Origin of the sequence: Kitasatospora sp. NPDC051702 (assembly GCF_040681575.1) — a bacterium.
Classification (GTDB): Bacteria; Actinomycetota; Actinomycetes; order Streptomycetales; family Streptomycetaceae; genus Kitasatospora.
Genome location: NZ_JBFAZB010000069.1, coordinates 1 through 19,885, shown reverse-complemented (window position 1 = coordinate 19,885; position 19,885 = coordinate 1). Strand labels below are relative to the sequence as shown.

Below are 19,885 nucleotides of genomic sequence, written 5' to 3'. Positions count from 1 at the left end.
GGCGGGCCGACGGGAGGTCGGGCGGTCGGTCAGTGGGCCTCGGCCTGGGTGTGCGGGTGCTGCTCGGGGACGGCGGCGGCGCCGTACTGGGTCATCTCGGTGAGGCCCGGGGAGTAGAGGTGGATGGAGACGGCGGGTTCGAGCGCGCCGTTGACGACCTCGTGCAGGTAGCCGGGGGAGAAGACCCGCTGCCCGCCGGGGCGCAGGGTGCGGGCGACCGCGCCGCCGTGGGCACCCCCGGCGGACTGCTGGGGGAGGGTGAGGGAGCGCTCGATCAGCTCGCCCCGGACGACGGTCATCACGCCGGAGGACTCGCCGTGGTCGTGGAAGCCGCTGCTCTGGCCGGGCAGCCAGCTGAGCAGCCAGACCTCGTAGCCGGGGCCGGTCTCCAGCCGGGCGTACCAGCGGGTGAGGGCGTCGTAGCGGACGAGGGGTTCCCAGCGGTCGCGGTCGGCGGCGATCTCGCGGACCAGCCGGGCGTACTCGGCGACGGTGGTGGGGTGCTCCGGCAGGTCGGTGCGGGCCAGGTGCGGGAAGGCGAGCGGGTCGCCGGCGATGGAGACGTCGCTGAGGCCGTCGTCCCAGCCGGAGGTGCGGCGGTCGGCCGGGTGCTCGGTGGGGCGGGTGGCGGCGGGCGCGACGAGGCCTCGGCGGGCGAGTTTGTTGCGGTCGCGGTTCCGCTTGCGGATGCGGGTCATGCGCACGGGAGTCGTCCTCGGAGTGGCGGCTGGTTCGTCAGGGATCAGCCGGATCCGGGATGTCCTGGGGCGGGAATCGCGGGCGGCCTCTGTGCTTCCTGGGGGCGGCGCGCGGTGGGACGCGGGCGCCTAGATACAGCAGGAGCAGAGGCGACAACAGGAGTTCACGGCACGACGGAGCGTGGAACCGCTCCGGGGGCTGGTGAACTCTGACATGGAGGAAAGGAGACCGCATCGGCGGCGCCGGTGTCAAACCGGAGTATGGGGCGTTCAGGTGGGTTAGGTCCTGATCTTTCCCGGATGGGGTGATTAATCACTGTCTATGTTTCGATGGGAAGATCGCCGGGAAGGCAGGGCGATGACCGGCCTGTGATGGTGACCGAGCGTCACTCGGCCGATGGTTGCGAATGGTTCGATGACGTCCGGGGCTTTCGGGCAGAACGTCCGATGTGTCCGGATATGTACACTATTCGTAACGGCTTGGTGCCGGGGAGTGAATCCTGGCCCCAATACCAGAGCTCGGCTTGACTGGGCCAGAGTGACGCAACTGTAATTTCACTCGTGTCGTCGGCCGCACGAGGCAACGGCAACCACGGGGACGCCAAGTAGGGGCAGAGGAGGCGCGCCACATGAGCGAGCTCTTTGAGCTGTTGATCGGTGACGGCATCGCGGAGGAAGAGGAGGAACTCGGCTGGCAGGAGCGCGCGTTGTGCGCCCAGACCGACCCCGAGTCCTTCTTCCCCGAGAAGGGCGGCTCCACCCGCGAGGCCAAGAAGGTCTGCCTCGCCTGCGAGGTCCGCTCGGAATGCCTGGAGTACGCGCTCGCCAATGACGAGCGCTTCGGCATCTGGGGCGGCCTCTCCGAGCGCGAGCGGCGGCGGCTCAAGAAGAGCGCGGTCTGACCGGGTCGCCCCAGGGCCCCGTCAAGCCTCCGACAACCGCACAGCAGTACGGGCGCCTCACCGCGGTGGTGGGGCGCTTTCGTGTTCCCGGGCCCGGGCCCGCCCGGCCCTTCACCGCTTCCGCACCGGCACCGCGGACGAACCCGCCATCCGGAGCCGTTAGTGTGGTGCGCCATCCGGTTGCCGTTCACCGGCTGTGTCCACCGAGAACTGGGGCCCGCGCACTCGATGACCGTCTACAGCCACCAGAGCGGCTTCACCGCTGCCAGGCCGCCCGCCTACCCGCGCCACCTGGTCACCGCGGTGATCGTCTCGCACGACGGCGCCCGCTGGCTGCCGCAGGCCCTCGCCGGCCTGCTCGGCCAGGACCGCCAGGTCCAGCGGGTCCTCGCGGTCGACACCGGATCCACCGACAACTCCCCGCAGCTGCTCGCCGACACCCTCGCCGACTGGCTGCCGGAGAGCGGCCCGGTGATCCTCGGCCGCCGGGCGGGCTTCGGCACCGCCGTCGCCGAGGCCGTCTTCAACAGCCCGCCGCTGCGCCCCGAGGACCTCCCGTACCGGCTCGACCCGTCCGGCTACGACCCGGTCACCGGCGGCTGGGACGACTTCGGCGACCCGCTCGCCCAGGAGGACGACCTCGGCCGCGGCGGCCCGCGCGAGACCCAGCCGATCGAATGGCTCTGGCTGCTGCACGACGACTGCGAGCCGCAGACCGACGCGCTGCGCCGGCTCCTGCAGGTCGCCGACTCCACCCCCAGCGCCGCCGTCGTCGGCCCCAAGCTGCGCAGCTGGTACGACCGCCGGCAGCTGCTCGAGGTCGGCGTCACCATCGCCCACTCCGGCCGCCGCTGGACCGGGCTCGACCGCCGCGAGCAGGACCAGGGCCAGCACGACCAGGTCCGTCCGGTGCTCGCCGTCTCCAGCGCCGGCATGCTGGTGCGCCGCGACGTCTTCGAGGAGCTCGGCGGCTTCGACAAGGCGCTGCCGCTGATGCGCGACGACGCCGACTTCTGCTGGCGGGTCAACGCCGCCGGCCACCGCGTGGTGGTCGCCCCCGACGCCGTGCTGCGGCACGCCGAGGCGGCCAGCCGCGAACGCCGCGCCATCGACTGCGGCCCCTCCCACCCGCACCGGGTGGACAAGGCCGGCGCCGTCTACACCCTGCTCGCCAACTGCAAGGGCGCGCTCTTCCCCTACGTCCTGCTGCGGATGGTGCTCGGCACCCTGCTGCGGGCCGTCACCAACCTGCTCGGCAAGGACCCCCGGCAGGCCTTCGACGAGCTCGCCGGCCTCGGCCACGAGCTCGTCCGCCTCCCGAGGCTGCTGGCCGCCCGCAAGCGGCGCGCCCGGACCCGGGCCGCCGACGCCCTCGACGACCGCACGCTGTTCCCGCCGCCCGGCGCCACCACCCGGCTCGCCATCGAGGGCGTCATCGGGTCGCTCGGCATAGGGGGCGGCGACGACACCGGGGGCCGGCACGGCTCGGTCGAGGCCGGGCCCGGCGACGAGGACGCCGAGGACCTGGTCGTCGAGCAGTTCACGCTGGTCAAGAAGCTGGCCCGGCGCCCGGCGCCGGTCCTGTTCGCGGCCCTGCTGGTGTTCGCCCTGGTCGCCTGCCGCAGCCTGTTCGGCAGCGGCGAGCTGTTCGGCGGCGCCCTGCTCCCCGCCACGGACGGTGCGAGCGGCCTCTGGTCGATGTACGCGGACGCCTGGCACCCCGTCGGCACCGGATCCACCGCGGCCGCACCGCCGTACCTCGGCGTGCTCGCGGTGCTGTCCTGGACGCTGTTCGGCCACGCCGACCTCGCGCTCACCGCGCTGATCGTGCTCACCGTTCCGCTGGCCGCCGTCAGCGCCTACCTGGTGTCCCGGCCGCTGCTGGACTCCAAGCTGGTCCGCGCCTGGGCCAGCGCCACCTACGCGCTGCTGCCGGCCGCCACCGGCGCACTCGCCCAGGGCCGGATCGGCACCGCCGTGCTCGCCGTCCTGCTGCCGCCGCTGGCCCGCGCCGCGGCGATCGCGGCCGGCCTCGGCATCCGCGACGAGAGCGCCGCCAAGGGCGCCCGCCCGGGCTGGCGGCCGGTCTGGATGACCGTCCTGCTGCTCTCCCTCGCCACCGCCTTCGTCCCGCTGACCTGGGCGCTCGCGGTGCCGCTCTGCCTGGCGACGCTGGTCGTCGCCGTGCTGCGCGGCGGGGCCTTCGGCTCCGGCGGTGCCGCGCTGCGCCTGCTCGGCCTGCGCGTCCTGGTGATCCTCGCGGTGCCGGTCGGGGTGCTCGCGCCCTGGTCGCTCACGGTGCTGTCGCACCCGCAGTCGCTGTTGCTGGAGGCCGGTCTGCCGGGCCTGCACGGCGCCGGTGCGAGCGCGGTCGGCCTGCTGCTGGTCAACCCGGGCGGTGCCGGCGTGCCGCCGGTGTGGCTGTCGGCCGGTGTGGTGCTCGCCGCGCTCGCCGCGCTGCTGCGCGCCGACCGCCGCCGCGCGGTGCTGGCCGCCTGGGGTGCGGCCGGTGCCGGACTGCTCTTCGCGGTCGCGGTGGCCGGCACCTCGGTGACCCCGGCCTCCGGCGGCCCGGCCGTGCCCGCCTGGGCCGGCCCGGCCTCGCTGATCGCCGGGATCGCCCTGCTGGCCGCCGCCGCGATCGGTGCCGACGGCGCCAACGCGCGCGTGGCCGGGATCGCCTTCGGCTGGCGCCAGCCGGTGGCCGCGCTGGTGGTGGCCACCGCCGTGCTGGCCCCGCTGGGCACCGGTCTGTGGTGGGCGCTCACCGGCGCCGGCGGGCCGCTGCAGCGCGCCGCGGCCGGTCAGGTGCCCGCGTTCATCGCCGAGGAGGCCGGTACCTCCGACCGGGCCCGCACCCTCGTGGTCACCGGGGACCCGGCCGGCGGCGCCGTCCGCTACACCGTGGTCCGCGGCGCCGGCCTGACGCTCGGCCAGGCCGAGTCCACCGTCGACCCGGCGACCGGCACCCAGGCCGGCCTGAACAAGATGGTCGGCAGCCTGCTGGCCGGCTCCGGCGCCGACCAGGCCAGCGCACTGGCCGCCTACGGCATCGCCTACGTGCTGGTCGAGCAGCCGGTGATCGGCACCTACAAGGACGTCCTGGACACCACCCCCGGCCTGGTCAAGGCCAACCAGGACGGCGACTCCGCGCTCTGGCAGATCAACGGCGCCCCCGGGGTCCGCGCGGTGATCACCGCTCCGGGCGCCGCCCCGGTGGTCGTCCCCGCCGGGGTCCGCGACCTCGCGACGACCGTGCCGGCCGGCCCCGACGGCCGGGTGCTGCGGCTCGCCGAGTCCGCCGCCCCCGAGTGGCGGGCCACCCTGGACGGCACCGCGCTGGAGGCCGTCACGGTGGACGGCTGGGCGCAGGGCTTCAAGCTCCCGGCCGGCGGCGGCAAGCTGGCCGTCACCCGGGCGAACGGCTTCCTGCACACCGGCTGGATCTGGGCCCAGGTGCTGCTCGGCCTCACCGTCCTGGTGCTCGCCCTGCCCGGTCGCCGCAGCCACAAGGACGACGACCTGCCCGAGGAGGTGGTGGCCGCCGCCGCGCTGGCCGCCGCGGCCCAGGCGCAGGCGCCCGCCCCCGGCAGCCGCCGGGCCCGCCGGATGGCCGAGCGCGAGGGCGGCGAGGGCGGCGGGGACGGCTCCGACGAGGCCGGGGTCTACGAGGGCCGGCCGGGCGGCGTCCCGGCGCAGCCGGCCGGCGACCCGGTGACCGGGGCGGTCCAGGCGGCCGCCGCCGTCCAGGACGCCGAGCCGTACGCCGACCCGTACCAGACGTACCAGCAGGCCGACCCGTACAGCTACGACCAGTACGCGGCCCAGCAGCCGGTGTCCGCGCCGTACGGCGGCCAGGGCGAGTGGGAGTACCCCCAGGGGGAGGCCGGGGCGGGCTACCCGCAGCAGGCGTACCCGCAGCAGGGCTACGAGCAGCCGTACCAGCAGGACCAGCAGTACGGCTACGAGGCCTACCCGCAGACGGAGCACCAGCAGCCGTGGGTGCCGGGGCAGCCGCCGGCCGAGCCCTACTACGACCCGAACGACCCCAACGGCACGGGCCGGTACCCGCACCAGCACGGATCGGGGAGCTGACCCGCGATGAAGAAGCCCGCATTCAGGAAGAAGTCCGGGTCCGAGGCCCCCGACGCGGCCGGGCCCACCGAGGCCGAGCGGCCCGGGTACGCCCCGGAGGAGGCGCCGGAGGAGGCGTCGGCCGGCCGGCCCGCCGCCCGCTCCGGCGGCACCAGGACCACGCCGTCCCTGCTGGCCGCGGCCGTCGTGCTGGCGGCGGTCCTCGGGATCGCCGAGGCCCGCCCGCCGGCCGCCCCGGCGAAGGCCGACGGCGGTGTCGTCCCGAGCACCGCGCAGGTCGAACGGACGTCGGCGGTCTGCCCGCAGCCGCTCCAGGGCCTGACCGGCTCGACCACCCTGACCGCCTACACGCCGCCGGGCACGGGCGGCGCCACCACCGGTGCCGGCTGGCTCTCCGACGCCGCCGCGCCCGCCACCGCGCCGACCACCGCACCCGCGGCCACGCCGGCGCCGACCGGCTCGGCCACCCCGGCCCCCACCGGTTCGGGCGCCCCCGCGGACAAGGGCGGCGCACCCTCCGACGCCCGGCTGACCCTGGCCAAGCCGGGCACCCCGGCCACCGGCCCGGCCGCCAACGGCGACGCCGCCCCGGGCACCGGGGCCGTCGCCAACGGCGCCCTCGCCCCCGGGTTCACCGTCACCCAGACCACCGTGGTCACCGAGCAGCGCGGCCTCGGCCTGTCCGGCCTCACCTGCACCCCGGCCGGGACGGGCTTCTGGTTCGCCGGCGCCAGCACGGCCGGCGACCGGGTCGACTACGTCAGCCTGGTGAACACCGAGGCCGCCGCCGCCGTGGTCGACATCAAGCTGTACGGCGACAAGGGCCTGATCGACAACGACGCCGCCAACGGCATCACCGTCGCCCCCGGCAGCTCGCAGTCGGTGCTGCTGTCCACCCTCACCAAGGGCGCCGTCGGCGACCTCGCGGTGCACGTGGTCGTGCGCAGCGGGCGGCTCGGCGCGGCGCTGCACGCCGCCGACGGGAACAAGGGCGCCGACTGGATCCCGGCCTCGGCCGACCCGGCCGCCACCCAGGTCATGCCCGGCCTGCCCGCCGACGCGTCCGCGGCCCGCCTGGTGGTCTGGGCGCCGCCGGAGGACGACGCCGACCTGAAGATCCAGCTCTCCGGCAAGAACGGCTGGTTCACCCCGGCCGGCAACGAGACCATCCACGTCAAGGCGGGCATGGTGGCCGCCGTCGACCTGGGGAAGGTCACCCGCGACGAGGTCGCCGGGCTGCGGCTGTCGCCGACCGACGACAAGCACCCCACCCCGGTCGTGGCCGGCCTGCGGGTCGACCGGGCCGGGGGCAACGGCAAGAGCGACGCGGCCTGGCTCACCGGCAGCGCCCCGGTCGGTGCCCGCGCCACCGTCGCCGACAACCGGGCGGGCGCCTCGACGCTGTTCCTGACCTCCACCGGCGACGCCGCCACCGTCCGGGTCACCGCCTCGGCCGGCTCCGGCGGCGGCACCCCGGCGACCAAGGAGGTGCAGCTGCCGGCCGGCGGCACGGTCGCCCTCCCGGCGCCCGAGCCCGCCGGGCTGAACGGCACCTTCGCGCTCACCGTGGAGACCGTCTCCGGCGGCCCGGTGACGGCCGCCCGGATGCTCTCGCTGCCCGCCAAGGACGTGCCGATGTTCACCGTCCAGGCGCTGCGCGACGACCGCAGCACCGTCAAGGTCCCGCAGGCCGCCCAGGATCCGGGCGTCGTGCTGCGCTGATCCGCCGACGGGGGCGGTGCCCGGGTCCTCCGGGCACCGCCCCCGTCCGCACGGCCGCGCGGGGCTCAGTCCTCGTCGTAGCGCGGGTCGATGGCGTCCGGCGACAGCCCCAGCAGCTCGGCCACCTGCTCGATCAGGATCTCGTGCACCAGCGCCGCGCGGTCCTCCCGCGTCTTGGCCCGGATCTCCACCGGCCGCCGGTAGACCACGATCTGGCTCTTGCGCCCCTGCTTGCCCGGCGACACCCGCCCCAGCGGCACGCCGTCCTCGGTCTCGGCCGCGTCGGGCTCGTGCAGCGGCACCTCCTGGACGGCGAACTCCACCTCGATCAGCTGCGGCCAACGCCGTTCGAGACGCTCCACCGACTCGCGCACGTAGTCGTCGAACAGTTCGGAGCGGGTGAGCGAGATCGGCACCTGCGGCGGCGCCAGCGGGCCGCGCAGCCCCCTGCCGTGCCGGTCGCGGTGCCGGGGACGGCGCGAGGGTCCCGTCGATGACTGCGGTGCAGAGCTGTCCATATCACTGCCGAGGGTAGTCCTTGGACGGTCGGAAGTGGACTACTCCGACGGGGAAACGCCCGGGGTGGCGGGCGCACACCCGAGCGGGCGGGGCGATCGGAGCGCGGGAGGGGCGTGCCGCGCACCGTGCCCGCCGCGCGCGGCGAGGGGCTGTCAGGGGGTGCCCGGACCGCGACACGGCACACCCACCGGGCAGGCGGTCTTCGCTCCCCGGCGGGGAGTGCGGTACCGTCCACCCTCGTGAGCTCTGTACGTCGTTGTTCGCGGACCGCGTGCGGCCGGCCGGCCGTCGCGACGCTGACGTACGTCTACGCGGATTCCACCGCCGTCCTGGGCCCGCTCGCCACCTACGCCGAACCGCACTGCTACGACCTGTGCGCCGAGCACGCCGAGCGGCTCACCGCCCCGCGCGGCTGGGAGGTCGTCCGGCTCGCCGCCGAGGCCGGGCCGCTGCGCCGCAGCAGCGACGACCTGGAGGCGCTGGCCAACGCCGTCCGCGAGGCCGCCCGCCCGCAGACCCCCCGTCAGGGCCGCTCGCCCGAGGGCGATTCCACCGAGGCCGGCCGCCGCGGCCACCTCCGGGTGCTGCGCTCCCCGGACAACTGACGCCTCGCCCCGCGCCGGGCGCTCCACCGGCCCGGGTACGCTGCCGGTCTACCGTCACCGCGTCCCGTCGACCGAGCGGGCGGTGACCCCGACGTATCGTGACCGTGTGCGGCCAGCCGCCGATCACACGGACACCGACCAGTACAGAGACCAGGGTGGAGCCGCAGTGCGCGACCTCAAGCAGCTCGTGAAGGCGTACGACGTCCGAGGCGTCGTCCCGGACCAGTGGGACGAGCACCTGTCCCGCGCCTTCGGCGCCGCGTTCGTGCAGGTCACCGGCGCGTCCGCGATCGTGGTCGGCCACGACATGCGGCCCTCCTCCCCGTCGCTCAGCCGGGCCTTCGCCGAGGGCGCGGCCGCCTACGGCGCCGACGTGGTCCAGATCGGCCTCTGCTCGACCGACCAGCTCTACTACGCCAGCGGCAAGCTCGACCTGCCCGGCGCGATGTTCACCGCCAGCCACAACCCGGCCCAGTACAACGGCATCAAGCTGTGCCGCGCCGGCGCCGCCCCGGTGGGCCAGGACACCGGCCTCTCCGAGATCCGTGAGCTGGTCGAGTCCTGGACCGCCGAGGACGACACCGTCACCGTGCCCGTCGTGGACGTCAAGCCCGGCGCGCTCTCCGAGCAGGACACCCTGCGCGGCTACGCCGACCACCTGCTCGGCCTGGTCGACCTCACCGCGATCCGCCCGCTCAAGGTCGCCGTCGACGCGGGCAACGGCATGGGCGGCCACACCGTGCCGACCGTCTTCGCCGGCTTGCCGATCGACCTCGTCCCGATGTACTTCGAGCTGGACGGCACCTTCCCCAACCACGAGGCCAACCCGCTCGACCCGAAGAACATCGTCGACCTCCAGGCCCGGGTCCGCGAGGTCGGTGCCGACATCGGCCTGGCCTTCGACGGCGACGCCGACCGCTGCTTCGTCGTCGACGAGCGCGGCGAGCCGGTCTCCCCGTCCGCCATCACCGCGCTGGTCGCCGCCCGCGAGATCGCCCGCGCCCAGGCCGCCGGCGAGGCCGAGCCGACGATCATCCACAACCTGATCACCTCCTGGACCGTCCCCGAGGTGGTCCGCGAACTCGGCGCCACCCCGGTGCGCACCCGGGTCGGCCACTCCTTCATCAAGCAGGAGATGGCCGTCACCGACGCCGTCTTCGGCGGCGAGCACTCCGCGCACTACTACTTCCGCGACTTCTGGCGCGCCGACACCGGCATGCTGGCCGCCCTGCACGTGCTGGCCGCGCTCGGCGGACAGGACGGCACGCTGTCCGCGCTCACCGCCGAGTACGACCGGTACGCCGCCTCCGGCGAGATCAACAGCACCGTCGCCGACCAGGCCGCCAGCACCGCCGCCGTCCGCGCCGCCTACGCCGGCCTGGAGGGCACCACCGTCGACGAGCTGGACGGCCTCACGGTGGCCGGCCCGGACTGGTGGTTCAACCTGCGCGCCTCCAACACCGAGCCGCTGCTGCGCCTCAACGTCGAGGCCAAGGACCCGGCCCGGATGGCCGAGCTGCGCGACGGCGTGCTCGCCGTCGTCCGCGGCTGAGCCCCGCGCCCGAGCCCCGCGCCCCGGTACCGCCGGGGCCCGTGCCCGGTGCCCCGGCCGGTAGGGTTGCCTATCGGCCGGGGCACCGCCGCGCCACCCCCCGACTTACCGGCTTCTGACCCTTGGAGAGCCCCATGAAGCTCGAATCCTTCCTGCTGGAGATCCTGGTCTGCCCGCAGTGCCGGGCCGCGCTCACCGAGGGCGGCACCGAGGAGCAGCCCGAGCTGGTCTGCACCGGGACGGACTGCGGGCTCGCCTACCCCGTCCGCGACGGCATTCCGGTCCTGCTGGTGGACGAGGCCCGCCGCCCGGCGTGATCCTGGGGGCGAAGCCCCACCCCGCCAGCCCCAGAGCTCCCCGCCCAGCGCGGCACAGGACAGCAGCCGGAGGCCCGCCGCATGCTCGACGACACCCTGCTCGACGACCCGGCCGCCCTCCAGCGCGCCGACCGCGACCGCGCCCTGCTGGCCCTGGCCGGCTCCGGCGCGCGGGTGCGCACCGCGCTGCGGCTGGCCGACGCGGCCGGACTGGACCGGCTGCGCCCGGACGGCCGCCCGCGCGCCGTCCTGGTCGCCGGCCACGGCAGCGCCCTGACCGCGGCCGAGATCCTGGCCGCGCTGGCCGGCCACGCCAGCCTGATCACCCCGCTGCCGCCGACCGAGGCGGCCGCCCCGCGCGGCGACCGGGCCGGCGGCCCGCCCGCCTTCACCACCGGGCTCGGCTGGCAGCTGCCAGGCTGGGCCGGCCCGCTCGACCTGCTGGTGGTCAGCTCCGCGGACGGCGGCGAGCCCGGCCTGGTCAGCCTCGCCGAGCAGGCCTACGCGCGCGGCTGCGCCGTCGTGGTCACCGCCCCGGCGGGCAGCCCGCTGGCCGAGGCCGCCCTGCAGGTGCGGGCGCTGCCGCTGCCGTACGTGACCGGCGGGTCCGCCGAGGACGAGGCCCCGGCCGGGGCCGCCGCCGAGCCGGACCTCCCCGCCGAGGACCCGGCCGCGCTCTGGTCCCACCTCACCCCGCTGCTGGCGCTCGCCCAGAAGGTCGGCATCACCCAGCTGCCGTACGACGCGCTGCCGGCCGTCGCCGACCTGCTGGACGCGACGGCCGTCCGCTGCCGTCCCGACGCCGCCGCGTACACCAACCCGGCGAAGGGCCTGGCCGCACGGCTGGCCGGGACCGTCCCGCTGCTGTGGGCCGACGGCCCGATCGCGGGGGCCGCCGCCGCCCGGTTCGCCGCCCAGCTGGCCGACCGGGCCGGCCGCCCGGCGCTGGCCGGCCTGCTGCCGCAGACACTCACCGCCCACCGCGGCATGTTCACCGGCCAGTTGGGTGCCGGCGCGGACCCGGACGACTTCTTCCGCGACCGGGTCGACGAGCCGGACCCGCTGCACCTGCAGGTCCTGCTGCTGCGGCACGCCCCCGGCGCGGTCGGCGGCGCGGACGACGCGGCGGACGGCCCGGTCGAGGTGCCGGAGGACGACCCGGGACCGCGCAGCTTCGGCGTCAGCCGGGCGCACCGGCTGGCCGGTGCCCACGACGTCCGGCTGACCGAGTACGCGAGCACCCGGCCGGACGCCCTGCACGCGCTCGCCGACCTGATCGCGCTGACCGACTTCGCGGCCGTCTACCTGGGGCTGGCCGCCGCCCAGTCCTGAGACGCGGGGCCCGCCGCCCCGGCCGGCCGGTACGGTAAGCGCTCGACGACACCCCGACAGCGCGGCACGGCCGGCTTCACCCGCGGAGGACCCCGAGCATGAGTACCGAAGGCGGCACCAAGGCACTGGTCGCGGCACTGTCCGCGAACCTGGCGATCGCGGCGGCCAAGTTCGCGGCCTTCGGCTTCACCGGCTCCTCGTCGATGCTGGCCGAGGGCGTGCACTCGGTGGCCGACTCGGGCAACCAGGTGCTGCTGCTGATCGGCGGCAAGCGGGCGCGCCGGGAGGCCGACGAGGCCCACCCGTTCGGGTACGGCCGCGAGCGCTACATCTACGGCTTCCTGGTGGCGATCGTCCTCTTCACCGTCGGTGGCCTCTTCGCCATCTACGAGGGCTGGCACAAGGTCAGCCACCCCGAGGCGCTGGACTCCTGGGGCTGGGCGGTCGGCGTGCTGCTCTTCGCCATCGTCATGGAGGGCTGGTCCTTCCTGACCGCGATGCGCGAGTCGGTGAAGGCCAAGGGCGGCCAGGGCTGGGTGCAGTTCATCCGCACCGCCAAGGCCCCCGAGCTGCCCGTGGTGCTGCTGGAGGACACCGGTGCGCTGATCGGCCTGGTGCTGGCCCTGATCGGCGTGTCGCTCACCGTCGTCACCGGGGACGGCGTCTGGGACGGCGTCGGCACCCTGTGCATCGGCGTCCTGCTGGTGGTGATCGCCGTGGTGCTCGCGCTGGAGACCAAGTCGCTGCTGCTCGGCGAGTCCGCCGACCGGGAGTCGGTGCAGCGGATCCGCGAGGCGCTGGTGGACGGCGAGGCCGTCACCGGGGTGATCCACATGCGGACCCTGCACCTCGGCCCGGAGGAGCTGCTGGTCGCCGCCAAGATCGCCGTCAACGCGGAGGACAGCGCCGCCCGGGTGGCGGCCGCGATCGACGAGGCCGAGGTGCGGGTCCGGGCGGCCGTCCCGATCGCCCGGGTGATCTACCTGGAGCCCGACGTCTACAGCGCCGAGAAGGCCGCCGCGGGCGAGGACCCGGCGGCGACCCCGGGCGGGCCGGGGCCCGCGCCCGCGCACTGACGCGCCCGGCCTCCGGGGTTGGGGTCGCGCTTGAGGACCGATCGCATCCGGGGCCGAAAACGGTCATCGCAGGACGGCCGACGGGGCCACCGGTGTAGATTCGTCACCAGAGCCAGAACGTCGCTGCTGATGGCGGTCGATCGGCGGTCCGCACCCGTAGGGTGTGCCCCGGTCGAGGGAGAGAGGTCCTCCGACGGTTTGTGCTGCGCAGCAGGGAACCGGTCCACCACCACGTGACCCGGCCACCCGGCGTAGCCGTGCACCCGTACGGCCCCGCCGCGCCGCGACGGCACACCAGGACCTTGGCCATGCCCCACCCCATCAGCGAGGAGCAGACGCATGTCGACCGACATCACCGGTGACTTCAAGGTCGCCGACCTTTCCCTGGCGCCGTTCGGCCGCAAGGAGATCCAGCTGGCCGAGCACGAGATGCCCGGCCTGATGTCCATCCGCGCCGAGTACGCGCAGTCCCAGCCGCTGGCCGGCGCCCGCATCACCGGCTCGCTGCACATGACCGTGCAGACCGCCGTCCTGATCGAGACCCTGACGGCGCTGGGCGCCGAGGTCCGCTGGTGCTCCTGCAACATCTTCTCCACCCAGGACCACGCGGCCGCCGCCATCGCCGTCGGCCCCGAGGGCACCCCGGAGAACCCGCAGGGCGTGCCGGTCTTCGCCTGGAAGGGCGAGACCCTGGAGGAGTACTGGTGGTGCACCGAGCAGGCGCTGACCTGGCCTGACGGCCAGACCCCGAACATGATCCTGGACGACGGCGGCGACGCCACCCTGCTGATCCACAAGGGCGTCGAGTTCGAGAAGGCCGGCGCCGCGCCGGACCCGTCCACCGCGGACAACGACGAGTTCCGGATCATCCTGGAGCTGCTCAACCGCACCCTCAAGGACACCCCGAACAAGTGGACCGAGGTCGCCGCCACCATCAAGGGCGTGACCGAGGAGACCACCACCGGCGTCCACCGCCTGTACGAGATGCACCGCGACGGCAAGTTGCTGTTCCCTGCGATCAACGTCAACGACTCGGTCACCAAGTCGAAGTTCGACAACAAGTACGGCTGCCGCCACTCGCTCATCGACGGCATCAACCGCGCCACCGACGTCCTGATCGGCGGCAAGGTCGCGGTCGTCTGCGGCTACGGCGACGTCGGCAAGGGCTGCGCCGAGTCGCTGCGCGGCCAGGGCGCCCGCGTCATCGTCACCGAGATCGACCCGATCTGCGCGCTCCAGGCGGCGATGGACGGCTACCAGGTCGCCACCCTGGAGGACGTCGTCGAGACGGCCGACATCTTCATCACGACCACGGGCAACAAGGACATCATCCTGGCCTCCCACATGGCGCGGATGAAGCACCAGGCCATCGTCGGCAACATCGGCCACTTCGACAACGAGATCGACATGGCCGGCCTGGCCCAGCTGCCGGGTGTCGTCAAGACCGAGGTCAAGCCGCAGGTCCACGAGTGGCGCAAGGCCGACGGCCGCACCATCATCGTGCTCTCCGAGGGCCGCCTGCTGAACCTGGGCAACGCGACCGGCCACCCGTCGTTCGTGATGTCCAACTCCTTCGCCAACCAGACGATCGCCCAGATCGAGCTGTTCACGAAGACCGCGCAGTACCCGATCGGCGTCTACGTGCTGCCGAAGCACCTGGACGAGAAGGTCGCCCGCCTGCACCTCGACGCGCTGGGCGTGAAGCTGACCACCCTGACCCAGGAGCAGGCCGACTACATCGGCGTCCCGGTCGAGGGCCCGTACAAGGCGGAGCAGTACCGCTACTGATGCGGTGACGCCGCTTGCTGATGCGGTGACGCCGCCGCGGCGGCGGGCAGGAACGCCGGTGGCCGGCACCCCGGGCGGGGTGTCGGCCACCGGCGTTCGCGCGTTCCTGCGGCGTCCGCGGCCGTCCGCGGGCCGTCCGCGGCTCAGGGGACGATGACGTCGGAGGTCCAGCTGCTCCGGTCGGGGCCGAGCGGCGTGGTGTGGGCGAGCATCCAGTCGAGGCCGCCGAGCTGTTCCAGGGAGGCGGGCATGCCTGCCCCGGCGCTGACGGAGACCTCCACGCCGTTCCGCACGGCGACCAGCGGCGGGTTCGGGTCGGTGAACGGGGAGCCGTCCGTGCTGGTGTAGCTCGCGTGGGGCCCGTCCGGGCGCAGGGAGACCGAGACGTTCCTGCCGTCGACCTGGAACATCACCCACAGGGCCCAGGCGCCCACACCGTCGGTGTCCGGCTGCGAGAGCAGGACGTCGGTGGCCTTGAACGCCTCCGGCAGACCGGTGAACCGCACCGGCAGCGGGACGTTCCAGTGGCCGAACCGTACGTCCCGGGCGGCCCGGTGGAGGATCTCCTCGGTGACGTCCCCGGCCTTGCCGCCGTAGCCCGTGATCTCCGCCCAGCGCCCGGAGGCCGTCAGCCAGCGCAGCGTGGGCTGCGGGGAGACACCGGGCCGGGGCCGACCGGGGACGACCCAGTAGGCCGTGCGCCCGTCGATCGGCTCGGCGTCGACCCTGGCGAGCGCGTCGCCGACGGAGTTCCTCATCGGTGGCTCCTCGCCGGGCCCGTACTGCGAGAGCAGGATGCGCGGGGCGTCCTCGCCGATGCCACGGGCCTGGGCGGAGATCCCGTGGTAGCCGGTCTCGTAGCCGATGCCCCGCTCGCCACCGGCCCAGTCGGGCAGCCAGCCGAAGTGCACCTCGGTGGTCAGCGGGTCGACGCCGACCGGGGTCGGTGCGGCGGACGGCGAGGGCGACGCGGACGGGGAGGGCGAACCGGTCGCCGTGGGGGCGGCCGGTGCCGGTGTGCTGGCGGAGCCGCCCCCCGGGGCCACCAGCGCGGTGGTCGTGATCACCGCGGCGGTCACGACGGCGACGGCGCCGACCGCGACGAGCCGGCGGCGGCGCAGCCGGGCGGCGCCCTCGGCGACGGACCGGCCGGCGTCGAAGCGCGCCGGCGGTGCGGGCCCGTCGGCGAGTGCCGCCAGCCGAGCGGTCAGGTCGTGCTCCTCGGTGGTCATGGCGTCCTCTCGGCGATGGCGGGACGGGGTGAGAGGGTGCCGCGCAGGGTGCCCAGCGCGCGGGAGCTCTGGCTCTTGACGTTCCCGGACGAACAGCCCAGGGCCTCGGCGGCCTGCTCGATCGACAGGTCGCAGTAGTAGCGGAGCACCACCGTGGCCCGTTGCCGGGGCGGGAGGGCGGCCAGCGCCTGGCGCAGGTCCAGCGAGGCGTCCAGGTCGACGCCGCCGGCCGCCGTGTCCGGGTCGGGCTCCGAGCGGACGGTGCGGCGCCACCAGGGGGAGCGCTGCTCGGCCAGGAACGTGTTCACCAGCACCCGGCGGGCGTAGCCGTCCCGGTTCTCCATCCGGGCGGCCCGCGCCCAGTTCACGTACAGCTTGGTGATCGTCTCCTGGACCAGGTCGTCGGCCCGGTGCCAGTCCCCGCACAGCAGATAGGCGACCTTCCGCAGCCAGCCGCTCCTGGAGGCCACGTACTCCGTGAACTCCTCGTCGCGCGTCTGCTTCGCCATCTGCACCCCCTCTCGTCAGGTCGGCGGCACCGGCCCGGTGCCGCCCACACCTCTAATGCGCGGGTCACCGGAGAACGTTGCACGCGACCTGCGCACGTAGGCTTTCGGGCATGCCCAACGGCCGTTACTCGCTCCACGACACCCACGACCACGTGCTGCTCGGCGAGGAGCGCTTCAGCTGCGCCCCCGGCGCGGCCGGGTGGCGCTACGTCTCCAAGACCTACGCACCGGACGGCCGGGTCCTCGGGGGCCTCGACCTCACCCTGGACTCGCGGGCCAGGCCGTTGCGGATGGAGGTCAGGGCCGGCGGCTGGCAGGTGCGCGGCGGCGCGGTCGACGGCGTCGCCTGGGTCCGCACCGACGCGGCCGACCCGGGCGGCGAGCACGCCGTGGAGGGGCACGACCGGGCCCACGGGTTCACCGGCAGCTCGCCGGCCTTCCTCGTCGCCACCGCCCGGCTGCTGAGGCTGCGGGAGGGGGCGAGCGCGCGGGTGCGGCTGGTCGCCTTCACCGACCCGGTGCTGGCGCCGCGCACCTTCGACCAGGGGTGGCTGCTGGAGGGCGTCGACACGCACGCGACGGACTCGGGGCCGCTGCTGGTCGAGCGGTACCAGGTGGCGGACCTGGAGACCGGGGAACAGCAGGTCGTGCACCTCGCCGGGGACGTGGTGCTGGCGGCGGGCGGGATCGAACTGGAGGAGCTGGCGTCGCCGCCGAACGCCTGGCCGCTGGAGTTCGGGGAGTAGGGGGCGGCCGGCCCGTGCGGGAGGGTGCGGGTCGCCCGCGCTCCGGTGGCTTCGGGCGGTGTCAGGCGGGTGGGGCGAATCCGGTGCCGGCGGTGGGTTCGGCCGGTGCGGCGGGCTTCTCGAACGAGGGGGCGGCGGGAGCCGGCGCCGGAGTCGGAGTCTGCGCCGGAGTCGGCGCGGGTGCGGGCACGGGTGCCGTCGGAACGCCGAGGACGCGGAGCGGTCGGCCGTCCGGGGCGGTCGGCTGGTGGGCCTGCGCCGGCGCGTGCGGGGGAGCGGGCGCCGCGGCGGCGGCAGTGCGCCACTGCTCCTGGGCCCGCGACCACTCCCGCCGCTGGCGTTCGGTGAGCACGGCGCCCAGGTAGGCGGCGGGGTGCAGGCCCGGGGCCACCGGGAGACCGGTCCGGTCGGCGACGTCGTCGGCCAGTCCGGTGGCCATCCGCAGTGCCACGGACCGGTCCAACTGGCCTATGCGGCCGAGCAGTTGGCGGACGGCCAGCCATAGCGGCTCCGGCACCGCGGAGAGGTCCATCGCGACCAGCTCGCGCCCCATCGACTGCAGCAGGTGCGGGTGCACCGGCGGCAGCGGGGACGCCGCGGCGCCGCCGGGGGTGCGCTCGCGGACCACGACCGTCCCGGCGAAGACGTCGCCCAGCCGTCGGCCGTCCGCGTTCACCATCGAGGCGATCACCGCCGGAACCCCCGTCAGGGCGACCAGCTCCATGAAACCGACCAGTCCCCGCACCAACGAGTGCCGGAACCGCACCGGGCCGCCGTCGCTGCGCACCACCCGCAGGCCGAGCGCCGCCTTGCCGAGCGAACGGCCGTGGCTGAGGGTCTCGACCATCACGGGCACGGCCACCAGGAAGAACACCAGCAGCCCGAGCAGGAGGGCGGCCAGCGCCGCGCCGTCCAGACCGATCAGGGTGATGCTCAGCACGAGCGAGACCAGCAGCAGAGCGGCGAACTCCACGACCAGGTCGAGCACGATCGCCAGCGCCCGGCTCGGAAGCTTCGCCGTCTGCAGGTCGAGGACGACCGCCTCACCCGTCACCAGGTCGCTCAAGACACCTGTCCGTTCACACTCGTGGAGCCCGTGCGGCTCCCTCGTGGAGATCGCCGCGAGCGGCGTGGCCGGGGGAGGGACGACAGCGGACCGGCCCCCACGACCCGCTCTCCGCAGCCTGGTCCGCAGCCGCCAACATACGGCGCGCGGCGGGCGCACGGGAAGTGAGATCCCGGGGGCCGGGACCCCCGTGGCTGCTGGCATGCTGGGCCGCACGTGTCCGTACGTACCCGCCCGCCCGCGACCGCGCCCCTCGTGGCCACCGCCGACCAAGGAGCCGCCGAATGGACCTGGACGTCTTCGTCGCCACCCACCAGCGGGAGTGGGCCCGGCTGGACGCCCTCGCCCGACGGCGCCGGCTCACCGGCGAGGAGACCGACGAACTGGTCACCCTCTACCAGCGCGCCACCGGGCACCTCGCGAAGGTCCAGGCCGCCGCGCCGGACCCCGCGCTGCTGAGCCGGCTGACCGGACTGGTCTCGCGGGCCCGCAGCGCGGTCACCGGGTCGCGCAGCAGCGGCTGGCACGACGTCGCCCGCTACTACGCGGTCAGCTTCCCGGCCGCGCTGTACCGCGCGCGCCGCTGGTGGCTGCCGGTGGCCGTCGTCTCGCTGCTCGCCACGGCGCTGCTCGCCTGGTGGATGGCCACCCACCCCGAGGTGCGCAACAGCCTCATCGCCCCCGACCAGCTGCGGGAGATGACCCGCCCCGGCGGCCAGTACGAGGCGTACTACTCGGACCGCCCGGCGAGCTCCTTCGCCGCCCAGGTCTGGACGAACAACGCCTGGATCGCCGTGCAGTGCCTGCTGTTCGGGATCGCCCTCGGGCTCCCGGTGCTCTGGGTGATGTGGACCAACGTGGTCAACCTCGGCATCGGCATCGGCCTGATGGCCTCCGCCGGCCGCCTCGACGTCTTCCTCGGGCTGCTCGTTCCGCACGGCCTGCTGGAACTCACCGCGGTCTTCGTGGCCGGCGGTCTCGGCCTGCGCCTGGGCTGGACGGTCATCGACCCCGGCCCGCGGACCCGCGGAACGGCCCTGGCCGAACAGGGCCGCGTCATCATCGGCATGTCGATCGGACTCGCGACGGTGCTCGCCGTCTCCGGCGTCCTCGAAGCCTTCGTGACGCCCTCCGGCCTGCCGACCTGGGCGCGCATCTCCATCGGCGTGCTGGCCGAGGTGGCATTCCTCCTCTATGCACTGGTGCTCGGTCGAAGGGCCGCCCGGTCCGGCGAGGTCGGAGACCTGGACGCGGCCGACAGCGCGGACCTGCAGCCCGTCGCGGCGTGAGGCGATGTGATCCACAGGCCTCTGACCTGCTACTCTTCTCGCATCCCAGCCGAACCATTGACGTGGTCGGGGTGGGCTAGTAGGTTTGAACGGTTGGGACTGACTGGACAACGGTCGGGCCCGGGCGTTAGTGTCTACGACACCGCCGAATCGAGGCGAGCGCGTTTCACGAAATGCGCGCCCTCCGACGAAGCAAATCCCACGGACTGAGCAAGCCGAAAGCTTTGATAAGCTTCGGAGCGAAGTTTGCAGGAAATCCCACCAGCGGGAATTCAGAAAAACGAAGCCGGTAAGAAACGGCCGCGAGGATCTGATAAGCTGGGAACACGAAAGAACGAAGCACCCGGAGGGCCTGCTGGAAGGCAGACCGAAGGAAGTGTCCGTTCCTTGAGAACTCAACAGCGTGCCAAAAGTCAACGCCAGATATGTTGACATCC

General features: G+C 74.3%; 17 protein-coding genes. 11 read left to right on the top strand and 6 right to left on the bottom strand.

Going from position 1 to position 19,885, the window contains the following annotated elements; genetic code table 11:
• Positions 1 to 29 precede the first annotated feature (29 nt).
• Complete coding sequence (locus AB0N04_RS36000; RefSeq protein ID WP_360221442.1) at positions 30 to 704, bottom strand: cysteine dioxygenase family protein; 675 nt, start codon at positions 702 to 704, stop codon at positions 30 to 32.
• Between the two features lie 623 nt (positions 705 to 1,327).
• Between AB0N04_RS36000 and AB0N04_RS35995 the strand changes: the two genes are divergently transcribed.
• The 3 genes from AB0N04_RS35995 (at position 1,328) to AB0N04_RS35985 (ending at position 7,417) form a co-directional block, all read left to right on the top strand.
• Positions 1,328 to 1,600, top strand: coding sequence for a WhiB family transcriptional regulator (locus AB0N04_RS35995; RefSeq protein ID WP_063349134.1), 273 nt, complete (start codon positions 1,328 to 1,330; stop codon positions 1,598 to 1,600).
• A gap of 228 nt (positions 1,601 to 1,828) precedes the next feature.
• Complete coding sequence (locus AB0N04_RS35990) at positions 1,829 to 5,695, top strand: glycosyltransferase (protein WP_360221439.1); 3,867 nt, start codon at positions 1,829 to 1,831, stop codon at positions 5,693 to 5,695.
• A 6-nt stretch (positions 5,696 to 5,701) separates the two neighbouring features.
• Positions 5,702 to 7,417 (top strand): DUF5719 family protein, encoded by a 1,716-nt coding sequence (locus AB0N04_RS35985; RefSeq protein WP_360221436.1) that lies wholly within the window; start codon positions 5,702 to 5,704, stop codon positions 7,415 to 7,417.
• Positions 7,418 to 7,482: 65 nt separating this feature from the next.
• On the opposite strand, the gene AB0N04_RS35980 is transcribed toward AB0N04_RS35985, so the two are convergent.
• Complete coding sequence (locus AB0N04_RS35980) at positions 7,483 to 7,935, bottom strand: metallopeptidase family protein (protein WP_360221434.1); 453 nt, start codon at positions 7,933 to 7,935, stop codon at positions 7,483 to 7,485.
• Positions 7,936 to 8,175: 240 nt separating this feature from the next.
• On the opposite strand from AB0N04_RS35980, the gene AB0N04_RS35975 reads away from it, so the two are divergent.
• The 6 genes from AB0N04_RS35975 (at position 8,176) to ahcY (ending at position 14,606) form a co-directional block, all read left to right on the top strand.
• Complete coding sequence (locus AB0N04_RS35975) at positions 8,176 to 8,541, top strand: DUF3499 domain-containing protein (protein WP_360221431.1); 366 nt, start codon at positions 8,176 to 8,178, stop codon at positions 8,539 to 8,541.
• Positions 8,542 to 8,707: 166 nt separating this feature from the next.
• Positions 8,708 to 10,093, top strand: a complete 1,386-nt coding sequence (locus AB0N04_RS35970; RefSeq protein ID WP_360221428.1) for a phosphomannomutase/phosphoglucomutase — start codon at positions 8,708 to 8,710, stop codon at positions 10,091 to 10,093.
• A gap of 134 nt (positions 10,094 to 10,227) precedes the next feature.
• Complete coding sequence (locus AB0N04_RS35965; RefSeq protein ID WP_218205801.1) at positions 10,228 to 10,410, top strand: Trm112 family protein; 183 nt, start codon at positions 10,228 to 10,230, stop codon at positions 10,408 to 10,410.
• An 81-nt stretch (positions 10,411 to 10,491) separates the two neighbouring features.
• Positions 10,492 to 11,742 carry an SIS domain-containing protein gene (locus AB0N04_RS35960; protein ID WP_360221424.1) on the top strand — a complete coding sequence of 417 codons (1,251 nt, stop codon included), beginning with the start codon at positions 10,492 to 10,494 and terminating at the stop codon, positions 11,740 to 11,742.
• 98 nt (positions 11,743 to 11,840) lie between these two features.
• A complete protein-coding gene (locus AB0N04_RS35955) occupies positions 11,841 to 12,818 on the top strand; it encodes a cation diffusion facilitator family transporter (RefSeq protein WP_360221421.1) in 978 nt (325 codons plus the stop codon).
• 339 nt (positions 12,819 to 13,157) lie between these two features.
• A complete protein-coding gene (gene ahcY / locus AB0N04_RS35950) occupies positions 13,158 to 14,606 on the top strand; it encodes an adenosylhomocysteinase (protein ID WP_360221418.1) in 1,449 nt (482 codons plus the stop codon).
• A 143-nt stretch (positions 14,607 to 14,749) separates the two neighbouring features.
• Here ahcY and AB0N04_RS35945 read toward each other — a convergent pair whose 3' ends face one another.
• Both AB0N04_RS35945 and AB0N04_RS35940 read right to left on the bottom strand, forming a co-directional pair.
• Positions 14,750 to 15,838 (bottom strand): hypothetical protein, encoded by a 1,089-nt coding sequence (locus AB0N04_RS35945; RefSeq protein WP_360221415.1) that lies wholly within the window; start codon positions 15,836 to 15,838, stop codon positions 14,750 to 14,752.
• The gene (locus AB0N04_RS35940) at positions 15,835 to 16,347 is read right to left on the bottom strand and encodes a SigE family RNA polymerase sigma factor (RefSeq protein ID WP_360221412.1); all 513 of its coding nucleotides are present in this window, start codon (positions 16,345 to 16,347) and stop codon (positions 15,835 to 15,837) included. Before AB0N04_RS35940 ends, AB0N04_RS35945 begins: the two co-directional genes overlap by 4 nt.
• A 110-nt stretch (positions 16,348 to 16,457) precedes the next feature.
• Between AB0N04_RS35940 and AB0N04_RS35935 the strand changes: the two genes are divergently transcribed.
• A complete protein-coding gene (locus AB0N04_RS35935) occupies positions 16,458 to 17,093 on the top strand; it encodes a hypothetical protein (protein WP_360221409.1) in 636 nt (211 codons plus the stop codon).
• Between the two features lie 61 nt (positions 17,094 to 17,154).
• On the opposite strand, the gene AB0N04_RS35930 is transcribed toward AB0N04_RS35935, so the two are convergent.
• A complete protein-coding gene (locus AB0N04_RS35930) occupies positions 17,155 to 18,159 on the bottom strand; it encodes an RDD family protein (RefSeq protein ID WP_360221406.1) in 1,005 nt (334 codons plus the stop codon).
• A gap of 284 nt (positions 18,160 to 18,443) precedes the next feature.
• On the opposite strand from AB0N04_RS35930, the gene AB0N04_RS35925 reads away from it, so the two are divergent.
• Positions 18,444 to 19,448, top strand: coding sequence for a stage II sporulation protein M (locus tag AB0N04_RS35925; RefSeq protein WP_360221403.1), 1,005 nt, complete (start codon positions 18,444 to 18,446; stop codon positions 19,446 to 19,448).
• A gap of 166 nt (positions 19,449 to 19,614) precedes the next feature.
• On the opposite strand, the gene AB0N04_RS35920 is transcribed toward AB0N04_RS35925, so the two are convergent.
• Positions 19,615 to 19,885: hypothetical protein (locus tag AB0N04_RS35920; RefSeq protein ID WP_360221400.1), on the bottom strand; the 271-nt coding region annotated here is incomplete at its 5' end.